This is a genomic window from Streptomyces sp. NPDC040405 (assembly GCF_055595765.1).
Genome location: NZ_JBVIVI010000001.1, coordinates 168,953 through 192,061 on the forward strand (window position 1 = coordinate 168,953; position 23,109 = coordinate 192,061).

At 70.9% G+C, this 23,109-nt stretch carries 19 protein-coding genes; 8 read left to right on the forward strand and 11 right to left on the reverse strand.

From position 1 onward, the window contains the following. The first annotated feature begins 68 nt into the window (after window positions 1-68). The 3 genes from ACZ59A_RS00830 to ACZ59A_RS00840 all read left to right on the forward strand — a co-directional run bounded on the left by ACZ59A_RS00830 (window position 69) and on the right by ACZ59A_RS00840 (window position 2,879). Window positions 69-995 carry an ABC transporter ATP-binding protein gene (locus ACZ59A_RS00830; RefSeq protein ID WP_470951804.1) on the forward strand — a complete coding sequence of 309 codons (927 nt, stop codon included), beginning with the start codon at window positions 69-71 and terminating at the stop codon, window positions 993-995. After that, window positions 992-1,765 carry an ABC transporter permease gene (locus ACZ59A_RS00835; protein ID WP_470951807.1) on the forward strand — a complete coding sequence of 258 codons (774 nt, stop codon included), beginning with the start codon at window positions 992-994 and terminating at the stop codon, window positions 1,763-1,765. Before ACZ59A_RS00830 ends, ACZ59A_RS00835 begins: the two co-directional genes overlap by 4 nt. A gap of 88 nt (window positions 1,766-1,853) precedes the next feature. Continuing rightward, window positions 1,854-2,879 carry a COX15/CtaA family protein gene (locus ACZ59A_RS00840; RefSeq protein WP_470951809.1) on the forward strand — a complete coding sequence of 342 codons (1,026 nt, stop codon included), beginning with the start codon at window positions 1,854-1,856 and terminating at the stop codon, window positions 2,877-2,879. On the opposite strand, the gene ACZ59A_RS00845 is transcribed toward ACZ59A_RS00840, so the two are convergent. The 3 genes from ACZ59A_RS00845 to ACZ59A_RS00855 form a co-directional block, all read right to left on the reverse strand. After that, window positions 2,819-3,988 (reverse strand): amidohydrolase, encoded by a 1,170-nt coding sequence (locus ACZ59A_RS00845; RefSeq protein ID WP_470951812.1) that lies wholly within the window; start codon window positions 3,986-3,988, stop codon window positions 2,819-2,821. The genes ACZ59A_RS00840 and ACZ59A_RS00845 overlap by 61 nt on opposite strands. A 149-nt stretch (window positions 3,989-4,137) precedes the next feature. Then, entirely contained in the window at window positions 4,138-4,473 is a 336-nt protein-coding gene (locus ACZ59A_RS00850; protein WP_468041895.1) for a hypothetical protein, read from the reverse strand. 66 nt (window positions 4,474-4,539) lie between these two features. After that, a complete protein-coding gene (locus ACZ59A_RS00855) occupies window positions 4,540-5,505 on the reverse strand; it encodes a heme o synthase (protein ID WP_470951814.1) in 966 nt (321 codons plus the stop codon). Between the two features lie 349 nt (window positions 5,506-5,854). Between ACZ59A_RS00855 and tkt the strand changes: the two genes are divergently transcribed. The 5 genes from tkt to pgl are packed head-to-tail and all read left to right on the forward strand — an operon-like array spanning window position 5,855 to window position 12,618. Next, complete coding sequence (gene tkt, locus ACZ59A_RS00860; protein ID WP_470951816.1) at window positions 5,855-7,933, forward strand: transketolase; 2,079 nt, start codon at window positions 5,855-5,857, stop codon at window positions 7,931-7,933. Between the two features lie 47 nt (window positions 7,934-7,980). Continuing rightward, window positions 7,981-9,099, forward strand: coding sequence for a transaldolase (tal, locus tag ACZ59A_RS00865; RefSeq protein ID WP_470951818.1), 1,119 nt, complete (start codon window positions 7,981-7,983; stop codon window positions 9,097-9,099). A 5-nt stretch (window positions 9,100-9,104) separates the two neighbouring features. After that, window positions 9,105-10,631, forward strand: coding sequence for a glucose-6-phosphate dehydrogenase (gene zwf, locus ACZ59A_RS00870; protein WP_470954544.1), 1,527 nt, complete (start codon window positions 9,105-9,107; stop codon window positions 10,629-10,631). Then, entirely contained in the window at window positions 10,628-11,839 is a 1,212-nt protein-coding gene (gene opcA / locus ACZ59A_RS00875; RefSeq protein ID WP_470951821.1) for a glucose-6-phosphate dehydrogenase assembly protein OpcA, read from the forward strand. The genes zwf and opcA overlap by 4 nt, the downstream gene beginning before the upstream one ends. Continuing rightward, a complete protein-coding gene (pgl, locus tag ACZ59A_RS00880) occupies window positions 11,836-12,618 on the forward strand; it encodes a 6-phosphogluconolactonase (protein WP_470951824.1) in 783 nt (260 codons plus the stop codon). The genes opcA and pgl overlap by 4 nt, the downstream gene beginning before the upstream one ends. A 75-nt stretch (window positions 12,619-12,693) precedes the next feature. On the opposite strand, the gene pgi is transcribed toward pgl, so the two are convergent. From pgi to ACZ59A_RS00920, 8 genes are all read right to left on the reverse strand, one after another. Then, a complete protein-coding gene (gene pgi, locus ACZ59A_RS00885) occupies window positions 12,694-14,346 on the reverse strand; it encodes a glucose-6-phosphate isomerase (RefSeq protein ID WP_470954547.1) in 1,653 nt (550 codons plus the stop codon). A 52-nt stretch (window positions 14,347-14,398) separates the two neighbouring features. After that, window positions 14,399-15,625, reverse strand: coding sequence for an MFS transporter (locus ACZ59A_RS00890; protein WP_470951826.1), 1,227 nt, complete (start codon window positions 15,623-15,625; stop codon window positions 14,399-14,401). A gap of 113 nt (window positions 15,626-15,738) precedes the next feature. Then, entirely contained in the window at window positions 15,739-16,074 is a 336-nt protein-coding gene (locus ACZ59A_RS00895; RefSeq protein ID WP_009718803.1) for an RNA polymerase-binding protein RbpA, read from the reverse strand. A 228-nt stretch (window positions 16,075-16,302) separates the two neighbouring features. After that, entirely contained in the window at window positions 16,303-16,530 is a 228-nt protein-coding gene (gene secG / locus ACZ59A_RS00900; RefSeq protein ID WP_385445179.1) for a preprotein translocase subunit SecG, read from the reverse strand. Window positions 16,531-16,658: 128 nt separating this feature from the next. Further along, window positions 16,659-17,435 (reverse strand): triose-phosphate isomerase, encoded by a 777-nt coding sequence (gene tpiA, locus ACZ59A_RS00905; RefSeq protein ID WP_470951829.1) that lies wholly within the window; start codon window positions 17,433-17,435, stop codon window positions 16,659-16,661. Between the two features lie 5 nt (window positions 17,436-17,440). Beyond that, window positions 17,441-18,643: a phosphoglycerate kinase gene (locus ACZ59A_RS00910; protein WP_470951832.1), complete on the reverse strand. Its 1,203-nt coding sequence runs from the start codon at window positions 18,641-18,643 to the stop codon at window positions 17,441-17,443. A gap of 81 nt (window positions 18,644-18,724) precedes the next feature. Continuing rightward, a complete protein-coding gene (gene gap / locus ACZ59A_RS00915; protein ID WP_470951835.1) occupies window positions 18,725-19,729 on the reverse strand; it encodes a type I glyceraldehyde-3-phosphate dehydrogenase in 1,005 nt (334 codons plus the stop codon). 173 nt (window positions 19,730-19,902) lie between these two features. After that, window positions 19,903-22,938 carry a M14 family metallopeptidase gene (locus tag ACZ59A_RS00920; RefSeq protein WP_470951837.1) on the reverse strand — a complete coding sequence of 1,012 codons (3,036 nt, stop codon included), beginning with the start codon at window positions 22,936-22,938 and terminating at the stop codon, window positions 19,903-19,905. Window positions 22,939-23,109 lie beyond the last annotated feature (171 nt).

Consider the following 23,109-nt stretch of genomic DNA (forward strand, 5'->3'; position numbering starts at 1 on the left):
GCCCCGGCCGACGATCCGTTCCGGCCCTGCCGCCCACGGCCCGCCCCGCCGTTCGTAGACTGCCGGACATGCGAGAAGAGCCCGCGGTCGATGTCGTCGGCCTGGTCAAACGGTACGGCTCGAAGACCGCCGTCGACGGGCTCGACCTGTCCGTCGGCCGTGGCGCCGTGAGCGCCGTCCTCGGCCCCAACGGCGCCGGGAAGACGACCACCGTCGAGACCTGCGAGGGATACCGCCGCCCCGACGCCGGGACGGTGCGGATATTCGGCCTCGACCCGGTCGCCGACGCGGCGGCGCTGCGGCCGCGGGTGGGGGTCATGCTGCAGTCCGGAGGGGTTTATTCCGGGGCGCGCGCAGAAGAGATGCTGCGCCACACCGCCTCGCTCCATGCCCATCCCCTGGACGTCGCCCAGCTCATCGAGCGGCTCGGTCTCGGCTCCTGCGGCCGTACGACCTACCGGCGGCTCTCCGGCGGCCAGCAGCAGCGGCTCGCGCTCGCCATGGCCGTCGTCGGCCGACCCGAACTGGTCTTCCTCGACGAGCCCACCGCCGGACTCGATCCACAGGCCCGCCGCGCCACCTGGGACCTCGTCCGCGATCTGCGCCGGGACGGCGTGACCGTCGTCCTGACCACCCACTACATGGACGAGGCCGAACAGCTCGCCGACCACGTCGCGATCATCGACGGCGGCAAGGTGATCGCCCAGGGCACCCCCGAGGAGCTGTGCCGCGGCGGCGCCGAGAACACCCTGCGCTTCACCGGCCGCCCCGCGCTCGACCTGGCCTCGCTGCTGAAGGCGCTGCCCGTCGACAGCACGGCCGCCGAGCTGACCCCGGGCGGCTACCGGGTCAGCGGCAAGGTCAACCCGCAGATGCTGGCCACCGTCACCTCCTGGTGCGCGCAGAACGGCGTGATGCCCGACCGCATCTCGGTCGAGCGGCACACCCTGGAGGACGTCTTCCTGGAGCTGACCGGCAAGGAGCTGCGCGCGTGACCGCCACAGGCACTTATCTCCCCCGCCCGGGGGCGGCGCCGCTGCTCCGGATGATCCGCGCGCAGGCCGCGCTGGAGACCCGGATGCTGCTGCGCAACGGCGAACAGCTGCTGCTGACCGTCGTCATCCCGTCCCTCGTCCTGGTGCTCTTCAGCAGCATCGACATCGTGGACACCGGCGTCGCGGGCAACACCGTCGACTTCCTCGCGCCCGGCGTGCTGGCGCTGGCCGTCCTGTCCACGGCCTTCACCGGACAGGCCATCGCGACCGGCTTCGAGCGGCGGTACGGCGTGCTCAAGCGGCTCGCCGTCTCCCCGCTGCCCCGGTGGGCGCTGATGACCGCCAAGACGTGCGCGGTGCTGGTCACCGAGGTCCTGCAGATCGTGCTGCTGACCGCGATCGCCTTCGCGCTGGACTGGTCGCCGCACGGGAACCCGCTCGCCGTGGTGCTGCTGCTGATCCTCGGCACGGCCGCGTTCTCCGGGCTCGGGCTGCTGATGGCGGGCACCCTCAAGGCCGAGGCGACCCTGGCCGCGGCCAACCTGGTCTTCCTGCTGCTGCTCGTGGGCGGCGGGGTGATCGTCTCGCTGGACAAGTTCCCGGGCGCGGCACGCGCCGTCCTGGAGCTGCTGCCGATCTCGGCGCTCTCCGGCGGGCTGCGGGACGTACTCCAGGACGGCGCCGGGACGCCCTGGCGGGACCTGGCGGTCCTGGCCGTGTGGGCGGTGCTGGGGCTCGGAGCGGCGGCGCGGTTCTTCCGCTGGGAGTGACGTCGCGGACCCCCAGTGCACGCTGGGGCTTTCCCGGACCATGACCCCCTCGTGAAAAGCTGCACAAGCTCCGTCCTACGATGACCTCGTGCCGAATTCGCTGAATCCGTTCGAGCTGATCGCCCGGCGCTGGCAGCCCTCCGCGCGCGTCGTGGAGCGGGCAGCGCTCGCCACCGTGGTGATGTCCGTGGTCATCGTCGTCACCGGGGGCGCGGTGCGGCTGACCGAGTCCGGGCTGGGCTGTGACACCTGGCCCCAATGCACCTCCGGGAGCCTGACCCCCACCGCCGACATGGGCATCCACGGCGCCATCGAGTTCGGCAACCGCATGCTGACGTACGTCCTGTGCGCGTTCGTCGGCCTGCTGATCATCGCCGCCCGGGCCCGTCAGCCGGTGCGCCGCTCCGTCACCCGGCTGGGCTGGGCCCAGTTCTGGCTGATCATGAGCAACGCCGTCATCGGCGGCATCATCGTCCTCACCGGCCTGAACCCGTACATCGTCAGCTCGCACTTCCTGCTGGCCACCGCGCTCCTCACGATCGCGATGGTGGTCTGGCAGCGCACCCGCGAGGGCGACGGCGCGCCGCGCGACCTGGTGGCCCGGCCGGTGCGCCAGCTGACCGGGCTGCTGGTCGGCGCGGCCCTGACGCTGATCCTGCTCGGCACCGTGGTCACCGGCTCCGGTCCGCACGCCGGTGACGCCCGCGAGGTGCACCGGATCCCGCTGGACTGGCAGGAGATCACCCAGCTGCACGTGGACTTCGTCTACATCGTGCTGGGCCTCACCGTCGCCCTGTGGTTCGTGCTGCGCGCCGTACAGGCCCCGGCGGCCCCGCGCCGTGCGGTGCGCGACCTGCTGGCCGTGCTGCTCCTGCAGGGCGTGATCGGGTACGTCCAGTACTTCACGGGCCTGCCCGAGGTGGTCGTCGGCATCCACATGTTCGGGTCCTGCCTGGTGTGGATCGCGGTCCTGCGGGTGCTCTTCTCGCAGCGCGAGCGCCCCGCGCTCGCCGCCGCCGCGGACCCCGGTCCCACGGGCGGCCACGAGCCGGTTCAGCCGGAGACCCCGGCGGACCCCGACCCGGAGCCCGAGCCCGCCGCGTCCAGCCGGTAGACCCGGCGCGCCGTCCCGGCCGCGACCAGCCCGGCGATCCGCCGGGCCTCCGCCCTCGTACAGACGTCGTCGGCGACCCACTCGGCCGCCAGCCGGTCCATGGCCTGGCCGAACAGCCGGGCGGCGGTCACATACAGCTCGGGCAGCGCTCGGGCGCCGGTGGAGAACAGCAGCTTGCCGAACGGCGCCTCGCCCAGCGTCTCCCCCGGGCGCGGCCCCGCGTCCGCGTAGACGTGCGGGAAGACGGCGGCGAGCTGGGCCGCGCGGCGGTGGTGCGGCCGGTCGGGCAGCAGCACCAGGTCGGTGCCGAACCCGGCGGTGGCGCGTAAGAAACCGACGAGCGGCCGCGGATCGGCGCAGTGCAGCTGCACCGGCAGCCCGGTCGCCACGGCGCTCCACATCAGATGCTGGGCGAGCACGGGGTCAGGCGCCCGGCCGCGCCGCACCGGGCGCGCGGAGAGCCGCCGGGCCGCCGCGCGCCGCACCTCGCGCGGGTCGGGCGGGGTCTCGTCGCAGAAGGTGATGCCCAGGGCGAAGGCGGTGGCGTGCTGGGCGGCGGCGTACAGGGCCTCCGCGGTGTTGCCGATGAACGCGTCGACCGTCCCCGAGGTGTCCGCGACCTGTTCGGCCAGCGGTTCGAGGCGTACGACCTCATGCGCCCGGCCGTCGGCCGCCGCCGCCAGCTCGGCGGCCGAGGTGAGAGCGCTCGGGGCGCCCGACTCCAGCAGATACGTGCCGATACCCGCACCGCGCAGCAGCAGCCGGGCGGCGCGGTAGGCACCCAGCTCGCGGCGGCGGGCGAGATAGCGCACGGGCGTGCAGTGCGGCTCCATGCCCAGCAGCGGCGGGCACCAGCGGCGTACGGCGAGCCCGGTCCAGCTGTCGAAGTACGTGGTCCCCGCCGGGGCCGGGCCCGATCCCGCGGCGGTGGCCAGATGCGTCTCGAACGAGCCTAGGCCCAGCTCGCCGTGGACGATGCCGTGGCCGTGCTGATCGACCAGCGGCGGCAGCTCCACGCCGGGCCCGTCCCGGGGCACCGGGCCGGCAGCGGGCGCCGGGGCGTGTCCGCAAGGCCCCAGGGTCTCCGGGGAACCCGTCGCCTCGTCCATCGCCGCCGCCTCCTCGCCCTCCGGCATCGCAGGGCTTAACGCCCGGATGCCGCACGAGGTGTCGCCGGTCGAGGTCCGGCGGACCGGCGGACCGGCCGTATGCGGGCGCGGCCCCATTGTGCCGGTCCGGCGGGGGAGACTCCGGCGGTTCAGGTGTTGCGGGGCCCGCCCAGCTGGATACCGGCCATGCGCTTCCACTCGTACGGGCCCGTGCGGACCTTCGCCGCCAGCTCACCGTCGAAGTCGTCCCTGACCGTGAGCCCGGCGATCTCGACGGCGCGACGGGCCGCGTCCTGGGTCGGGGCGACGAGGGTGCCCCATTCGCCGTTGGCGCCCACCAGGGCGATCCGGACGGTGCCGCGGCCGATGTGGGCGAGCTGGCCCTCGGCGCTGCCGCCGTGGCTCTTGGCGAAGGCCGTGATCTGGTGGGCGAGTCGCTGGGCCCGCTTCTCGTCCTTCGGGGACGCCTGCGTGGTATCTGCCATACCACCGATGCTACCCGCCGGTAATCACCACCGGAAGGGTCAGCCCGGAAGGTCGGTGCGGGGAAGTCAGCGCAGGAAGGGGTCCACGGCGACGGCGACGAACAGCAGCGAGACATAGGTGATGGACCAGTGGAACAGCCGCATCTCCTTGAGCTTCGCGCCGGTGACCTCGGCCCGGGCGCGCGCCTGGAGCCCGTGCGCCTCCTTGAGCCAGAAAGCGCCCAGCACGGTCGCCACCACCGGGTAGAACCAGCCGGTGTAGCCGAGCGGCCACAGCAGCAGCGAGACGCCGACCATGGCCCAGCTGTAGAGGACGATCTGCCGGGCGACCGCCTTGTTGCCCGCGATGACGGGCAGCATCGGCACGCTCGCGCGCTCGTAGTCGTCCTTGACCTTCATGGACAGCGGCCAGTAGTGCGGCGGCGTCCAGAAGAAGATGACCAGGAAGAGGATCACCGCGGCCCAGGACACCTCGTTGGTGACCGACGACCAGCCGATGAGCACCGGCATGCAGCCCGCGATACCGCCCCACACGATGTTCTGCGACGTACGCCGCTTGAGCCACATCGTGTAGACGACGACGTAGAAGACCAGCGCGCCGAGGGCCAGCATCGAGGACAGCGGGTTGACGAAAACCCAGAACCAGGCCGTGGACACGGCGGCCAGCGCGAAGGCGAAGACCAGGCACTCGATCGGCGAGACCATGCCGGTGACCAGTGGACGCTGCGACGTGCGGTCCATCATCGCGTCGATGTCGCGGTCGTAGTACATGTTGAACGCGGCGGCGCCACCGGCGGACAGATAGCCGCCGACGCAGGTCGCGAGGACCAGCCACAGATCCGGGACGCCCTGGGCGGCCAGGAACATGACCGGCACCGTGGTCATCAGCAGCAGTTCGATGACGCGCGGCTTGGTCAGCATCACGAACGCCTTGACCCGGGCCCCGAACGGCCGGCGGCCGGGAAGCCGCTGCCCGAGGCTCGATTCGCTCGTTTCGAGCACCCCCGCAGGACGGGATTCGACGGCCGTCACGCACACCCCTGGTGGAAGCAAGAACCAGCAAGCACCGGAGATGAAACCCCGGTAAAGACTTGCGCGTACCACGCCACTCTAGACGTAGCGGATACGCCGCCTGCCGCCGGGGTCGGGTCGTGTTGGCATCCCCCGAAGACCTGCGCGGACACTGCGTACAGCCACCGGAACACGGTATTCCGTGCGTCGCGGAGAGAACTCCGAGGGAATGCCACAACCTTGAGATTCGTTCCTTAGGACGTTGAGTGGAACTCGAAAAGATGACCGTTCTTACAGGGGTAGGCTCGACCTCGCCGGTGTGCACACGGTCACCGGGCAGCGACATTGTGGAGAGGAGCCCTGACTCAGGGTGAGCACCAAGCCGACTACCACAGACCTTGAATGGACCGATCTGGACCAGCGGGCCGTTGACACCGCCCGCGTCCTGGCCATGGACTCCGTACAGAAGGTCGGTAACGGCCACCCTGGCACGGCCATGAGTCTGGCGCCCGCCGCCTACCTTCTCTTTCAGAAGCTCATGCGGCACGACCCCTCCGACGCCGGCTGGACCGGCCGCGACCGGTTCGTCCTGTCCCCGGGGCACACCAGCCTGACTCTCTACGTCCAGCTCTACCTGGCCGGCTTCGGCCTGGAGCTAGAGGACCTGAAGTCCTTCCGCACCTGGGACAGCCTCACCCCGGGCCACCCGGAGCACGGCCACACCACCGGTGTGGAGACCACGACCGGGCCGCTCGGCCAGGGCCTGGCGAACGCCGTGGGCATGGCGATGGCCGCCCGCTACGAGCGCGGCCTGTTCGACCCGGAGGCGCCCGAGGGCGCCTCCCCGTTCGACCACACCATCTGGGCGATCGTCTCCGACGGCGACCTGGAGGAGGGCATCTCCGCCGAGGCGTCCTCGCTGGCCGGTCACCAGAAGCTGGGCAACATCGTCGCCCTGTACGACGACAACCACATCTCCATCGAGGGCGACACCGCCACCGCGCTGTCCGAGGACGTGCTGAAGCGGTACGAGGCGTACGGCTGGCACGTCCAGCGCATTGAGCAGGCGGCCAGCGGCGACTTCGACATCGAGCAGCTGTACGCGGCGCTCAAGGCGGCGCAGGACGAGACCGAGCGCCCCTCGATCATCGCCGCCCGCACGATCATCGCCTGGCCCGCGCCGAACGCGCAGAACACCGAGGCGTCCCACGGCTCCGCCCTCGGCGCCGACGAGGTCGCCGCCACCAAGCGGGTCCTGGGCTTCGACCCGGAGCAGCACTTCCAGGTCGACACCGAGGTCATCAACCACACCCGCGGCCTGGTCGACCGCGGCCGCGAGGCGCACGCCGCCTGGGACAAGAAGCTCCAGGAGTGGCGCAACAACTCCCCCGAGCGCGCCGTCCAGTTCGACCGCATCGTCGCCGGTGAGCTGCCGGAGGGCTGGGAGAGCGCGCTGCCGGCCTTCGAGGCCGGGAAGGACGTCGCCACCCGCAAGGCGTCCGGCCAGGTGCTCAAGGCGCTCGGCGCAGTGATCCCGGAGCTGTGGGGCGGCTCGGCCGACCTCGCCGGGTCCAACAACACCACCATCGACGCGTCGTCGTCCTTCCTCCCCAAGGGCAACCCGCTGCCGGAGGCCGACCCGTACGGGCGGACGATCCACTTCGGCATCCGCGAGCACGCCATGGGCTCGACCATGAACGGCATCGCGCTGCACGGCAACACCCGTGTCTACGGCGGCACGTTCCTCGTCTTCTCCGACTACATGCGCCCGGCCGTGCGGCTGGCCGCGCTGATGAAGCTGCCGGTCACCTACGTGTGGACGCACGACTCCATCGGCCTCGGCGAGGACGGCCCCACCCACCAGCCGGTCGAGCACCTGTCCGCGCTGCGCGCCATCCCGGGCCTGAACATCGTGCGCCCGGCCGACGCCAACGAGACCGCCATCGCCTGGCGCGAGATCACCCGCCGCCACGGCGCCAAGCCCGCCCCGCACGGCCTGGCGCTCACCCGGCAGAACGTGCCGACGTACGAGGCGAACGAGGACGCCGCCAAGGGCGGTTACGTCCTGTTCGAGGCCGAGGGCGGCCAGCCGCAGGTGATCCTGATCGGCACCGGCTCCGAGGTCCAGCTCGCCGTCGAGGCGCGCGAGCGGCTGCAGGCCGCCGGTGTGCCCACCCGTGTCGTGTCGATGCCCTCGATCGAGTGGTTCGAGGAGCAGGACAAGGGGTACCGCGAGAGCGTGCTGCCGCCGTCCGTGAAGGCACGCGTAGCCGTCGAGGCCGGTATCGGCCTCACCTGGTACCGCTACGTCGGCGAGGCCGGCCGCATCGTCTCGCTGGAGCACTTCGGCGCCTCCGCCGACTACAAGGTGCTCTACCGGGAATTCGGCCTGACGGCCGACTCCGTGGTCACCGCCGCCCGCGAGTCCCTGGACGCCGCCGGGCAGTGACGCCCGCATCCGACTTGAACAGCGACGAGCAACAGGAGACACACCCCATGACAGACGCACTCAAGCGGCTGGCCGACGAAGGCGTCGCGATCTGGCTCGACGACCTCTCCCGGAAGCGGATCACCTCCGGCAACCTCGCCGAACTGATCGACCAGCAGCATGTCGTCGGCGTCACCACCAACCCGTCGATCTTCCAGAAGGCGATCTCCGGCGGCGACGGTTACGAGCAGCAGCTCGGTGACCTCGCGGCCCGCAAGGTCACCGTCGAGGAAGCCGTCCGGATGATCACCACCGCGGACGTCCGGGACGCCGCCGACATCCTGCGCCCGGTCCACGACGCGACCGGCGGCCAGGACGGCCGGGTCTCCATCGAGGTCGACCCGCGGCTGGCCCACCACACGGCCGCCACCGTCGCCGAGGCCAAGCAGCTGGCCTGGCTGGTGGACCGCCCGAACACCTTCATCAAGATCCCGGCCACCAAGGCGGGACTTCCGGCGATCACCGAGGTGATCGGCCTGGGCATCAGCGTCAACGTCACGCTGATCTTCTCCCTGGAGCGCTACCGCGCGGTCATGGACGCCTACCTGGCCGGTCTGGAGAAGGCGAAGGCCGCCGGGCTCGACATCTCCAAGATCCACTCGGTGGCGTCCTTCTTCGTGTCCCGCGTGGACACCGAGATCGACAAGCGCATCGACAAGCTCGGCACCGACGAGGCCAAGGCGCTGCGCGGCAAGGCCGCCCTGGCCAACGCGCGGCTCGCCTTCGAGGCGTACGAGGAGGTCTTCGGCTCCGACCGCTGGGCCGCCCTGGACCGGGCGAACGCCAACCGGCAGCGCCCGCTGTGGGCCTCGACCGGCGTCAAGGACCCTGCCTACAAGGACACCCTCTACGTCGACGACCTGGTTGCCCCGGGCACCGTCAACACCATGCCGGAAGCCACCCTCGAAGCGGTCGGCGACCACGGCGAGATCAAGGGCGACGCGGTGCGCGGCACCTACGCGCAGGCCAAGGCCGACATCGAGGCGCTGGCCTCCATCGGCATCTCGTACGACGAGGTCGTGCAGCTTCTGGAGGACGAGGGCGTCGAGAAGTTCGAGGCGTCCTGGAACGACCTGCTGAAGTCCACTGAGGCGGAGCTGAACCGCCTCGCACCCTCGGAGGCGTGAACACTTTGACCATCAGCAGCAATCCGCTGCGTGACCCCAAGGACCGGCGGCTCCCGCGCATCGCGGGGCCGTCCGGCCTGGTCATCTTCGGGGTCACCGGTGACTTGTCCCGCAAGAAGCTGATGCCCGCCGTCTACGACCTGGCCAACCGCGGCCTGCTGCCGCCGGGCTTCTCGCTCGTCGGCTTCGCCCGCCGCGACTGGGAGAACGAGGACTTCGCCCAGGTCGTCCACGACGCGGTGAAGGAACACGCGCGGACCCCGTTCCGCGAAGAGGTCTGGCAGCAGCTCGCCGAGGGATTCCGCTTCGTACCCGGGGAGTTCTCCGACGACGAGGCGTTCGAGAAGCTCAAGGCGACCATAGAAGAGCTGGACAAGGCCCGCGGTACCGGTGGCAACTTCGCCTTCTATCTCTCGGTGCCGCCCAAGTTCTTCCCCAACGTGGTGCAGCAGCTCAAGAAGCACGGGCTGTCCGACGGACAGGACCACTCGTGGCGGCGCGCCGTCATCGAGAAGCCCTTCGGCCACGACCTGAAGAGCGCCCAGGAACTGAACCAGGTCGTCCACGAGGTCTTCCGGCCCAGCGACGTCTTCCGGATCGACCACTACCTGGGCAAGGAGACGGTCCAGAACATCCTGGCGCTGCGCTTCGCCAACACGATGTTCGAGCCGCTGTGGAACCGTTCGTACGTCGACCACGTACAGATCACCATGGCCGAGGACATCGGCATCGGCGGCCGCGCCGGGTACTACGACGGCATCGGCGCCGCCCGTGACGTCATCCAGAACCACCTGCTCCAGCTGCTCGCCCTGACCGCCATGGAGGAGCCCGCCTCCTTCGGCGCCAAGGCGCTGGTCACCGAGAAGCTGAAGGTCCTCACCGCCGTCAAGCTCCCCCGAGAGCTGGGCAAGCACACCGTGCGCGGCCAGTACGCACACGGCTGGCAGGGCGGCGAGGAGGTGCACGGCTACCTCGAAGAAGAGGGCATCGACGCCAACTCGAAGACCGACACCTACGCCGCGGTCAAGCTGGAGATCGACAACCGCCGCTGGGCGGGCGTCCCCTTCTACCTGCGCACCGGCAAGCGGCTGGGCCGCCGGGTCACCGAGATCGCCGTCGTCTTCCAGCGCGCCCCGCACTCCCCCTTCGACGCCACCGACACCCAGGAGCTGGGGCAGAACGCCCTGGTCATCCGGGTGCAGCCGGACGAGGGCGTCACCATCCGGTTCGGCTCCAAGGTGCCCGGCACCTCGATGGAGATCCGCGATGTGACGATGGACTTCCAGTACGGCGAGTCCTTCACCGAGTCCAGCCCCGAGGCGTACGAGCGGCTGCTGCTCGACGTCCTGCTGGGCGACGCGAACCTTTTCCCGCGCCACCAGGAGGTGGAGGAGTCCTGGCGAATCCTCGATCCCATCGAGGCGTACTGGGACAAGCACGGGAAGCCCGAGCAGTACACGGCCGGTACCTGGGGGCCGAAGGCCGCGGACGAGATGCTCGCACGAGACGGACGGAGCTGGCGGCGGCCATGAACATCGATCTCACGGACACCACGTCCAGCCGGATCAACTCCGCTCTGGTCCAGGCGCGCCGGGCCACCGGCACCCCGGCGGTGGGCATGGTGCTCACCCTCGTCATCGTCACCGACGAGGGCAATCACTACGACGCGCTGAAGGCCGCGAGCGAGGCGTCCAAGGAGCACCCCTCGCGCATCCTGGTCGTCATCAAGCGGCCGGGCCGCTCGCCGCGCGACCGCAAGATGGCCCGGATGGACGCCGAGGTCCGCGTCGGCGGCGAGACCGGCACCGGTGAGACGGTCCTGCTGCGGCTCCACGGCGAACTGGCCAACCACGCCTACTCGGTGGTCCTGCCGCTGCTGCTGCCGGACGCCCCGGTCGTGGTGTGGTGGCCCGAGGACGCCCCGGAGCACCCCGCCAAGGATCTGCTGGGGCAGCTGGCCCAGCGCCGCATCACCGACGCGCAGGCCACCGAGGACCCGGTCGCCACGCTGGGGCTGCGGGCCGAGACGTACACCCCGGGCGACACCGACCTGGCGTGGACCCGGATCACCCCGTGGCGCAGTGTGCTGGCGGCCGCGCTGGACCAGAAGCACTCGAAGATCACCTCCGCGGTGGTCGAGGGCGAGGCGTACAACCCGAGCAGCGAGCTGCTCGCGCTGTGGCTCGCCGAGCGGCTGCGGGTCCCGGTCGACCGGCAGGTCTCCGAGGGCCCGGGGCTGACCGCGGTGCGGCTGGAGACGGCCGACGGCGTGATCTGCCTGGACCGGGCCGACGGTGCGCTGGCCGAGCTGGCGATGCCGGGCCAGCCGGACCGGCACGTCGCGCTGCAGCGGCGGGAGATGTCGGAGCTGATCGCCGAGGAGCTGCGCCGGCTCGACCCGGACGAGATGTACGCGATCTCGGTGAAGTTCGGCGTGAGCAAGCTGAACGGCGGCGGTGCGGCCGGGCACGACCCGGCGCCCGCCACCGCGATGGCTGGCGGCGGTACGGCCACCGCGACCGCCGAGGCCCCGTCCGGGCCCCCGGCGCCGCCCAGGCCGCCGCTGCCGACGCGCGACCCGGGCACGGCTCCGTCCCCGACGAACACCCCCGCCCCGCCGCAGGCCCCACCGGCTTCTCCCTCCTCTACGACTCCTCCGGCTCCGAAGCCCTCGGACCTCAAGCCGGGCGGCAAGGCGGAGGGAAAGGGCGGCGGGAACACCGGAAAGGGAGAGAAGTGAGCGCCCCGCAGGTCGTTGTCCATCGCGACAAGGAGCTGATGGCCCAGGCGGCCGCGGCCCGGCTGATCACGAAGATCGTGGACGCCCAGGCCGCCCGGGGCTCCGCCTCCGTCGTCCTGACCGGCGGCCGCAACGGCAACGGCCTGCTGGCGGCCCTCGCCACGTCCCCCGCGCGCGACGCGGTGGACTGGTCGCGGCTGGACCTGTGGTGGGGCGACGAGCGGTTCCTGCCGGACGGCCACCCGGACCGCAACGTCACCCAGGCCCGGGAGGCGCTGCTGGACGCGGTGGATCTGGACCCGGCGCGGGTGCACCCGATGCCCGCCTCGGACGGTCCGCACGGCGGCGATGTGGAGGCCGCCGCGGAGGCGTACGGCATCGAGCTGGGCCACGCCGCGCGGCCGGAGAACCACGGCGCGGCGCCGACCTTCGACGTGCTGCTGCTGGGCGTCGGCCCGGACACCCATGTCGCCTCGCTCTTCCCCGAGCTGCCCGCCGTCCGGGAGACCGAGCGGACGGTGGTCGCGGTGCGCGGCGCGCCCAAGCCGCCGCCCACCCGGGTCTCGCTGACCCTGCCCGCGATCCGCGCGGCGCGGGAGGTGTGGCTGCTGGCCGCCGGTGAGGACAAGGCGAAGGCGGTGACCATCGCCCTGTCGGGGGCCGGGGAGATCCAGGCCCCGGCGGCGGGCGCGTACGGCCGCGGCCGCACCCTGTGGCTGCTGGACCGGGCCGCGGCGAGCGGTCTGCCGCGCGGCCTGTACCCCCCGGCGTCGCCGTAAGCTCTTCACACGACAGCCGATCCCCCGTGCGCGCGGAGCGCACGGGGGATCGCTGTTGTACGGAGGGTGGGCGGCTCAGCGGCCGCGCAGCGCGCGGTACGTCGCCACGAGGCGGGCCGTCGAGGCGTCGAGCCCCGGCACCTCGGCGCCCTCGGTCAGCGCGGGCTCGACCCGCTTGGCGAGCACCTTGCCCAGCTCGACGCCCCACTGATCGAAGGAGTCGATGTTCCAGATGGCGCCCTGGACGAACACCTTGTGCTCATAGAGCGCGATCAGCTGGCCGAGCACGGACGGGCTCAGCTCGGAGGCGAGCAGGGTGGTGGTGGGGCGGTTGCCCTGGAAGGTCTTGTGCGGCACCAGCTCCGGGGGCACGCCCTCGGCGGCGACCTCTTCCGGAGTCTTGCCGAAGGCCAGCGCCTGCCCCTGGGCGAAGAGGTTGGCCATCAGCAGATCGTGCTGGGCGACCAGCCCGGGCCGCAGATCCTCCACCGGCTTGGCGAAGCCGATCAGATCGGCCGGGATCAGCTTGGTGCCCTGGTGGAGCAGCTGGTAGTAGGCGTGCTGGCCGTTGGTGCCGGGGGTACCCCAGACCACCGGGCCGGTCTGCCAGCCGACCGGATCGCCCTCCCGGTCCACCGACTTGCCGTTGGACTCCATGTCCAGCTGCTGGAGGTAGGCGGTGAACTTGGACAGATAGTGGCTGTAGGGCAGGACGGCATGCGCCTGCGCGTCGTGGAAGTCCCCGTACCAGACGCCCAGCAGGCCGAGCAGCAGCGGTACGTTCTGCTCCGGCGGGGCGGTGGTGAAGTGCTCGTCCACCAGATGGAAACCGGCCAGCATCTCGCGGAAGCAGTCCGGGCCGATGGCGACCATCAGGGCGAGCCCGATGGCCGAGTCGTACGAATAGCGCCCGCCGACCCAGTCCCAGAACTCGAACATGTTGTCGGTGTTGATGCCGAACTCCGCGACCTTCTCCGCGTTGGTCGACACCGCCACGAAGTGCTTGGCGACGGCCTCCTCACCGGCCCCGAGCCCGCTCAGCAGCCACTCGCGGGCGGAGACGGCGTTGGTGATGGTCTCGATGGTGGTGAAGGTCTTGGAGGCGACGATGAACAGCGTCTCCGCCGGGTCGAGGTCGCGCACCGCCTCATGGAGATCGGCGCCGTCCACGTTGGAGACGAAGCGGAACACCAGCTCGCGGTCGGTATAGGCGCGCAGCGCCTCGTACGCCATCGCCGGGCCCAGGTCGGAGCCGCCGATGCCGATGTTGACGATGTTCTTGATGGGCTTGCCGGTGTGGCCGTGCCAGTCCCGGGCCCGGATCCGGTCGGCGAACACGCTCATCTTGGTGAGGACCGCGTGCACCTCGGGAACGACGTCCTCGCCGTCCACCGTGATGACCGCCGAGCGGGGGGCGCGCAGCGCGGTGTGCAGCACCGCGCGGTTCTCGGTGGTGTTGATCTTCTCGCCGCGGAACATCGCGTCCCGCAGCGCCGTCACCCCGGTCGCCCGCGCCAGCTCGCGCAGCAACCGCAGCGTCTCGTCCGTCACCAGGTGCTTGGAGTAGTCGACATGGAGGTCGCCGACCTGGAGCGTGAGCCTGCTCGCGCGCTCCGGGTCGCCTGCGAACAGCTCGCGCAGGTGCACGTCGCCCAGCGCCTTGCGGTGCTCGGCCAGTGCGCTCCACTCGGGCAGCTGATCGAGCCTGGTGCGGCCTTCTGCGTTCATCTCGGACATCAGCCCACTTCTCATCGGTGCCTGGCCCCCGTTGCGCACCAACCTAATTGATGACGGACCGCATTCCAGGAACAAGGGCCAGCACCCCGCCCGCCAGGAGCACGGCGCACATCAGGGCGGGCGTGTTGAGCCCCCAGGCGGCGGCCGTCACCCCGCCGAGCAGCGCGCCGACCGGGGATCCCGCGATCGACACCGTGCGGAAGGCGGAGCTGACCCGGCCCAGCATGTCGGCGGGGCTGCGCCGCTGGGTCATCGTCACCTCGGTGACGTTCCATATGATCCCCGCGAAGCCGAACACCCCCATGGCGGCGACGGCGACCGGGAGGCTCCGTATCGTGCCGAGCGCGACCAGGGCACCGGTCTGCACGGCCCCGCACAGCAGCAGTGCGCGGAACTCCCCCAGCCGTTCGGTGACCCTCGCGGCCACCAGGCCCCCGGTGACGCTGCCGATCCCGTACGCCGTGATGGCCACCGCGAACCCGGCGTCCCCGGCGCCCAGCCAGCCGGTGATGTGGAGCACCAGGGTGGCGATGAGCGCGCCGATGCCGATGTTGCACAGCGTGGTGGAGACGCACAGCGACCGCAGCAGCCGGTCCCGCCACAGCACGCCGATGCCCTCCGCGATGTCACGGCGCAGCGATCCGCCCGACGGGCGCGGGGCGCGGTCCGGGGCGGCGGCCCCGAGCGAGGCGACGAGCAGGGCGGCGAGGAGATAGGTGGCCGCGTCCGCCGCGTACGGCATGGCGGCGCCCAGCCCCAGCAGCACGGGCACCAGCGGGGCGCCCACGAACCGGCCCATGACCTCCTGCCCGGTCATCAGCCGGGCGTTGGCCCGGCTCAGCGCCTCCCGGTCCACGACGGTCGGCAGCAGGGCCGTCGCGGCGTTGTCGAAGAGGGTCTGCAGGGTGGTGAGGGCGAAGGCGAGCACGAGCAGCAGCCCGATCGTGGCATGGCCCAGCCAGACGGCGACGGCGAATCCGCCCATCAGCACGGCCCGTATCCCGTCCACCATCCACATCGCCCGCCGCTGGTCCACCCGGTCGGCGACGGCCCCGCCCAGCAGGCCGAACAGCAGCCAGGGCAGGAAGCCGCACGCGGTCACGAGCGACACCAGCACCGGCGAATCGGTCAGCGACACCGCCAGCAAGGGCAGCGCCGCGCCGCGTAACGCGTCCCCGAAGCGGGAGATCACCGCGGCGGTCCACAGCCGCCCGAATCCCCCGCGCCAGGCGGGCACCGCCGCCCGCTCCCCACTCTTGCGCATCAGCATGCCGACGACGGTAGACCGGGGCACTGACAACGGCCCGGCCGCGCACCCCCGTCAGGGGTGCCCGGCCGGGCCGTCGTCGTGCGATGTCGCTGGGGTCCGGGCCGCGGTCCGGCTCAGATCTCGCCGCGGAGCTTGGCGAGCGCCTCGGCGAGGATCGCCTCGCCGTCGGCGTCGCTGCGGCGCTCCCGCACATAGGCGAGGTGCGTCTTGTACGGCTCGGTGCGGGGCGGGTCCGGCGGGTTGTCCCGGTCCTTGCCGGCCGGGAAGCCACAGCGGGGGCAGTCCCACGTGTCCGGGATCTGCGCGTCGCTGGCAAAGCTCGGCACGGTCTCGTGCCCGTTGGAGCACCAGAAGGAGATGCGCAGGCGCGGCGCCGATTCGCCTCGCTCGGCTTCTCCCATCGGCCCCGCTCCGACCCGACTTCCACGGATCGCGTTGCCACTTGCCACGGTCGTAACTCCCTGCGTGATGGTGCCGCGAAGCATCGATTGGCGGCCCCGCTGCCCGGCGCCCCAGTCTACGAAAGGCCCAACGCGCGTCCATCGAGAGGAGTTACACCCGCCCTTGAGGACGCCACCCCCATGATAGGCCGCGAATCGGCCGCACTGACGACGGTACGTCAGTTATCGGGCCGGAATCGGGCCTCGATCGCACTTCGGTCGAACGCCGGTCGAGCCTCAGTCGAGCTTCATCAACAGACCGAGCACGACGATGACCACGAACCACAGCAACCCGACCACGATGGTGATGCGGTCCAAGTTGCGCTCAGCGACCGAAGAGCCACCGACGGAGGACTGCATTCCGCCACCGAACATGTCGGACAGACCCCCGCCCTTCCCCTTGTGCATGAGCACCAGCATCATCATCAAAAGGCTCAAGACGATGAGGGCGATCGAAAACCCCATGATCACAGCTGGACCAACTCTCTCGGGCTCGTTACGGACGGTTTATTACGGGAGACGGGGGCCGGGAGGCGCGAAATGCGCCACCACGACCCCCGACAGAGTACGACGAGGCCCGGCTCAGGGCCTACTCACTGGTCGCGGAAACGAACGATCTTGACGAATTCGTCGGCGTCCAGCGCCGCGCCGCCGATCAGGGCGCCGTCCACATCCGGCTGCGACATGATCGCCGCGACGTTCCCGGACTTCACCGAGCCGCCGTACTGGATCCGGACCTTGTCGGCCAGCTCCTGGCTGTACAGCTCGGCCAGCCGGCCGCGGATGGCCCCGCAGACCTCCTGGGCGTCCTCGGGGGTGGCGACCTCGCCGGTGCCGATCGCCCAGACCGGCTCGTACGCGATCACGATGGTCTCGGCCTGCTCGGCCGGGACGTCCTTGAGGCCGCCGTCCAGCTGCGCGAGGGTGTGCGCCACCTGGTTGCCCGCCTTGCGGACGTCCAGGCCCTCGCCCACGCACAGGATGGGGGTGAGGTCGTTGCGGAAGGCGGCCTTCACCTTGCCGTTGCAGATCTCGTCGGTCTCCGCGTGGTACTGGCGGCGCTCCGAGTGGCCGATGGCCACATAGGTGCACTTCAGCTTGGAGAGCATCGGACCGGAGATCTCGCCGGTGTACGCGCCGGAGTCCTGCGCGGAGAGATCCTGGGCGCCGTACTTGATCTTCAGCTTGTCGCCATCGACCAGGGTCTGCACCGACCGCAGATCGGTGAAGGGCGGCAGAACCGCGACCTCGACGGCCTCGTAGTCCTTGTCGGCGAGCGCGAAGGCGAGCTTCTGGACGTGGGCGATGGCCTCGAGGTGGTTGAGGTTCATCTTCCAGTTGCCCGCCATCAGCGGGGTGCGGTCACTCACGGTGTTCAGTCCTCCAGTGCGGCGAGGCCGGGGAGCGTCTTGCCCTCGAGGTATTCGAGGCTTGCACCGCCGCCGGTCGAGATATGGCCGAAAGCGGTTTCGTCGAAGCCCAGGATGCGGACGGCCGCGGCGGAGTCGCCGCCGCCCACCACCGTGAAGGCGGGGCTGTCGAGAAGCGCCTGGGCCACGGCCTTGGTGCCGTCGGCGTAGTCGGGGTGCTCGAAGACGCCCATCGGGCCGTTCCAGAAGACGGTGGCCGTGTCGGCGAGCTTCGAGGCGTACAGCTTGCGGGTGTCCGGACCGATGTCCAGCCCCTCCAGATCGGCCGGGATGGCCTCCGCGGAGACGACCTGCGGATGCGCCGGGGCCTTGGTCTTGAGGTCCGGGAACCCGTCCGCGGCGAGGACGTCGACGGGCAGCACGAACTCCACGCCACGCTCCTCCGCCCGCCGCAGGTACTCCTCGACGACCGGGACCTGGTCCTGCTGGAGCAGCGACTTGCCGACCTCGTGGCCCTGGGCCTTGAGGAAGGTGTACGCCATGCCGCCGCCGATCAGGATGCGGTCGGCCTTCTCCAGCAGATGGTCGATGACGCCGAGCTTGTCGGAGACCTTGGCACCGCCGAGGACCACCGCGTACGGGCGCTTGACGTCCTCGGTGAGCTTCTTGAGGACGGTCACCTCGGTGGCGATCAGACCGCCCGCGGCGTGCGGCAGCCGCGCCGGGAGGTCGTACACGGAGGCGTGCTTGCGGTGCACCGCGCCGAAGCCGTCGCCCACGTAGAGGTCGGCGAGGGCGGCGAGCTGGTCCGCGAAGGCACCGCGCTCGGCGTCGTCCTTGGCCGTCTCACCGGCGTTGAAGCGCAGGTTCTCCAGCAGGGCGACCTCGCCCGCGGCGAGCCCCGCGACGGTGGCCCTGGCGCTGTCGTCCACGGTGTCCGTCGCGAACGCGACCTGCTTGCCGAGGAGTTCGCCGAGCCGCTTCGCGACCGGGGCGAGCGAGAACTGCGGGTCGGGCGCGCCCTTGGGGCGGCCGAGGTGCGAGGCGACGACCACCTTGGCGCCGCGCTCCAGGAGCGTGGCGATGGTCGGCGCGACGGCGCGGATCCGGCCGTCGTCGGTGATCGTCTCGCCGTCGAGCGGGACGTTCAGGTCGGCGCGGACGAAGACCCGCTTCCCGTCGACCTGGAGATCGTCAATCGTCTTCACAGAGTGACTCCTTGATCATGGCACGGGGCCCGTTACGACGTGTGCCGTAGCGGGCCCCGTTCCTCGCTCATTGCGGCAGGGTCAGAACTTGCCGCCGACGAAGACGGTCAGGTCGACGAGGCGGTTGGAGTAGCCCCACTCGTTGTCGTACCAGCCGACGACCTTGACCTGCTTGCCCTGGACCATGGTCAGGGAGGAGTCGAAGGTGCAGGACGCCGGCCAGTTGACGATGTCCGAGGAGACGATCGGGTCCTCGGTGTACTCCAGGACCCCCTTGAGTTGACCCTCGGCGGCCTTCTGGAAGGCGGTGTTGATCTCGTCCTTGGTGACCTCGCGGTCCAGCTCCAGCACCAGGTCGGTGACCGAGCCGGTCGGGACCGGGACGCGCATCGCGATGCCGTCCAGCTTGCCCTGGAGCTGCGGCAGGACCAGCGCGGTGGCCTTGGCGGCACCGGTGGAGGTCGGGATGATGTTCTCCGCGGCGGCGCGGGCGCGGCGCAGGTCCTTGTGCGGGAAGTCAAGGATGCGCTGGTCGTTGGTGTACGCGTGGACCGTCGTCATCATGCCCTTGACGATGCCGAAGCTCTCGTCGAGGACCTTGGCCATCGGCGCCACACAGTTGGTGGTGCAGGAGGCGTTGGAGATGACGTCGTGCTGGGCGGGGTCGTACTTGTCGTTGTTGACGCCCATCACGATCGTGATGTCCTCGTCCTTGGCGGGCGCGGAGATCAGGACCTTCTTGGCGCCCGCGGCCAGGTGCTTGGCCGCGTCGTCACGCTTGGTGAAGATGCCGGTGGACTCGACGACGATGTCGGCCCCCAGCTCTCCCCACGGAAGGGCGGCCGGGTCGCGCTCGGCCATGGTCTTGAAGGTCTGGTTGCCCACCGTGATGGTGTCCTCGGTGTGGCTGACCTCGTGCTTCAGCCGTCCGAGAATGGTGTCGTACTTCAGCAGGTGCACCAGGGTGGCATTGTCGGTCAGGTCGTTGACACCGACGATCTCGATGTCCGCGCCCTGCTCCAGGAGCGCGCGGAAATAGTTGCGACCGATGCGGCCAAAGCCGTTGATGCCTACGCGGATCGTCACGAACCGATCTCCTCGTTGGTGTGCCGGTCTGGACGCCGGCGAGCTGTTTGGGAATCCCCGACCGCCTCCGACCCTACCGCTATCACGGAACGTCCGTGACATTGGCGTCGGCGGCCCATGACCACCGGAAAGGGGCATGGGCCGCCGATTCAGTCACGATTCGTCACCGTCTGTCAACGGCGCAGCGCACGCAGCGCACTCCCCACGAGTGATGCCCGCTGGGCGGCGTCCTTGACGTGTTCCAGGCCGAAGCCGAGCAGCACGGTGTCCCGCGTGGTGACCGCGGCCGCGGTGCGGAACAGTTCCTTCGAGCGCGCCCAGTCCGCCGCGTTCGCCGGGCTGCCCTCCGGCGGCCCCGGCACCGACCAGGGACCGAGCGCCGTCTCGAAGCCCTCGCCGTCCCGCGTGTCGCCGCCGACGACGAGCGCGGTGCTGTCGACGAAGGCGCCGCGCCCGGCGGCGCTCGCGTCGGTGACGTAGGAGAGGGCCAGTTCGACCTTCCCGCCCGCGTAGGCGCTCAGGTCCAGGGAGACCGGCTTCCAGCCGCCCGAGGAGCCCGTGAAGCTGTTCCAGGCGCCCGTGCCGCCCTGGGCGCGGCAGCCGTCGTCACCGGCGGTCAGATAGCGCTTCAGGAACGGGTGGAGGGTCAGCAGGAAACCCGCCTCGCATTCGGCCGGAACCCGGTCCGAGCTGGCGCCGTTCGCGTCCGGCAGCGTGGTCCAGTCGTCCCCGCCGACGGTGTGCGCCTCGGCGATCACATGGTCGTAGCCGGGCTCGGTGTCGTAGCTGAGCCGGAAGTTCAGGCTCGGCTCGTCCGAGGCACGCACCCCGGTCAGGTCGACGGTGCGGGACAGCCGCATCCAGGAGCTGTTCCGGTGGACTGCGGCGGCCATCCACTCGCCCTCGTAGGGCTGGAACGGGGAGCGCGCGCCGGAGTACGCGCCCGCGCCCGCGCTGCGGAACTGCGGGAAGTCCTCCGGCGGCAGCACATCGGAGGTGACGGCGTACGTACCCGCGGCGTCCAGCGGGTTGCCGGGCGCGTCGCCGAGCGCCGCGGAGACGCCGTCGAGCGCCCCGCCGCCCTGGTACGCGCCCGGCGACGGCACCGCGATGCGGCCGTCGGCGCCCAGGTAGTACTGGCTGAAGTCGTCGGTGTCGGCCGGGCCCACCACGGAGCTGCCGCCCGCCTGCTCACCGGTGGTGATCAGCTTGCCGCCCTCGTTGAGGTAGTCGCGCACCGCGAGCAGAGTGGCGCCGCCGGGCTTCTGCGCGCCGGTGTACCAGAGCACCGTCTTGAAATGGCCGAGCACGCCGAGCGCGGACGGCGCTCCGCGGGTCGCGACGTCCCAGACGGCCGCCTTGCGGCCGTTCCGGGCGAGCGCGTCAGTGTACGCGGCGGTGTGCCGGGCCGGGGCGTCGCCGCCCTCCTCGGCGATCACCAGGGTGTCGGCGCGGGGCCGTTCGGCGACGGTGTAGCCGAACGGCTCGCTCGCGGTCCGCTCGCCGCCCTTCGTCCGCTCGCCGCCCTTCGTACGGCCGGTGAACCAGACCTTCACCTTGTCGCCCGGGTCCGCGCCCCGGACGGCGGCCCGGTACTGGTCGAAGCGGAGGTTGTCCTCGCCGCCGTAGGTCTCGCCGCCCTTCCAGGACCGCAGGGACGCGGTGTGGGTGCGCCCGCCGTTCACCCGGTAGGCGAGCTTCTTGTCGCGGACGCTCTTGCGGACGGTGACGGAGACGTCCTGGGAACCGCCGCGGGCGTAGGAGGTGGTGAAGGCGTCCGGGGTGAAGTCGGGCGCGGTCATGCCGACCGACGACGACGGCCGGTCGGGGTGCCGGGCGGTTTCGGCGACGGAGAGCGCGAAGGGGATGTTCTTGGCGAACTCCTGCTGGATCAGCTTCTCGTCGTCCGGGAAGGTGAAGACGGACGCGCAGTCGCGCGGCTGCCAGGCGTCGTCGGGGTCGATGTTCGAGGCGGTCTGACAGGTCGACATCTCCGGGGTGAACATCATCATCCCGTTGACGTTGGCCGAGTGGCCGTCGGCCTCGCCGTTGGTGGTGTACAGCTCCGAGGACACCTGCGGGTGATAGCCGGGGATCGCGGAGTGCTCGGGCGTTCCGGCGAGCGCCTTGTAGAGCACGTCGTCGGGGGTCGGGGTGGCGACCTGCCAGCCGACGCCGTAGAGCAGCAGTTCGGCGGCCGAGTGGTAGTTGATGCCGAATGCGAACCCGATGCGCTTCTGGAAGCGGTCCAGCGCCTTGGTCTCGGGCTCGGAGCCGGGGGCGGGGCCGCGGTAGGTCTCGTCGGCCGGGTCGGCGGACGACCCCTCGTTGTCGTAGCCCCACTTGTAGGGGAAGTTGCGGTTGGGGTCGACGCCGTCGCCCGGGGTGATCCGGCCGTCGCCGTTGTTGTCCCGCAGGGTCTTGCGCCACTGCCGGGTCTCGGGGCCGCGGTGGGTGTAGTCGTAGCCGTCCGGGTTGGCGGAGAGCACGAACCACAGCTCGGTGCGGTCCACGATCCTGGTGACGCGGTCGTCCTTGCCGTAGCGGTCGAGGTAATAGTGCATCAGCCGCCGGGTCATCTCCGGGGTGATCCACTCACGGGCGTGCTGGTTGGACATGTACAGCACCGAGGGCTTGCTGCCGTCGCGGCTCTTCGCGGCGCCCTTGGTGAGCTTGAGCGCGAGGATGTCCTTGCCCTGGGTGGTCTTGCCGATGCTGACCACCTTGGTGAGCCCGGGATGGGCCCGGCCGGTGGCGACGATCTCCTGCCGGAGCCCTCCGTCGCCGCTGTACGGGCGGAAGACGCCGTCGCCCGCGGCCTCGACGCGTCCCAGGGTCTGCCGGGAGAGCTTCTTCTCGGTGAGCGCGACGCCCTGGCCGCGCAGCGCGGCGGCCTGTGTGCCCGTCAGATACAGCTCGACCGGCCCGGCGCCCTTCTTCGGCACCCGCGTGCCGAGTTCCGTCCCGTCCGCGCCCGCCCTCAGCAGCAGCGGGATCTGGGCGCGGGTGACCTGGGCGGTCCATACGGACAGCGCCTCGTCCGCGGTGGCGGGCGCCGGTTGTGCGTGGGCCGCGGGTGTGGCGGCCAGTCCTCCGAGGAGTAAGGAAGCCAGCGCCGCGATCGAGCCGATGGCTCTCGCCGTGCGTCTCCGTCCGGCCGTGCGTCTCCATCCGGCCTTGCGTGTCTTCCCGGCCTTGCGTGTCTTCATGAGCCCCCCTGACTGTCGTTCCGACGTGTGGGTGCACAGACGCATAAGCCTCATGTCGGCCCATGACCATGTCAACAGCGACTCGCGGTGATGATCCGATGGTGTGACTGTCCGGATCGCGGCCCTCGGACGCACCGCGCCCCCGGGTCCGCACGGGGAGCCGGGGGCGCG

Excerpts from the sequence above, each read along its gene's own strand:
- ACZ59A_RS00830 (WP_470951804.1), top strand. The coding sequence starts at position 69 with ATGCGAGAAGAGCCCGCGGTCGATGTCGTCGGCCTGGTCAAACGGTAC.
- ACZ59A_RS00845 (WP_470951812.1), bottom strand. The coding sequence starts at position 3,988 with ATGGACGAGGCGACGGGTTCCCCGGAGACCCTGGGGCCTTGCGGACAC.
- ACZ59A_RS00850 (WP_468041895.1), bottom strand. The coding sequence starts at position 4,473 with ATGGCAGATACCACGCAGGCGTCCCCGAAGGACGAGAAGCGGGCCCAG.
- tal (WP_470951818.1), top strand. The coding sequence starts at position 7,981 with ATGACAGACGCACTCAAGCGGCTGGCCGACGAAGGCGTCGCGATCTGG.
- opcA (WP_470951821.1), top strand. The coding sequence starts at position 10,628 with ATGAACATCGATCTCACGGACACCACGTCCAGCCGGATCAACTCCGCT.
- pgi (WP_470954547.1), bottom strand. The coding sequence starts at position 14,346 with ATGAACGCAGAAGGCCGCACCAGGCTCGATCAGCTGCCCGAGTGGAGC.
- ACZ59A_RS00890 (WP_470951826.1), bottom strand. The coding sequence starts at position 15,625 with ATGCTGATGCGCAAGAGTGGGGAGCGGGCGGCGGTGCCCGCCTGGCGC.
- secG (WP_385445179.1), bottom strand. The coding sequence starts at position 16,530 with ATGGGGTTTTCGATCGCCCTCATCGTCTTGAGCCTTTTGATGATGATG.
- ACZ59A_RS00920 (WP_470951837.1), bottom strand. The coding sequence starts at position 22,938 with ATGAAGACACGCAAGGCCGGGAAGACACGCAAGGCCGGATGGAGACGC.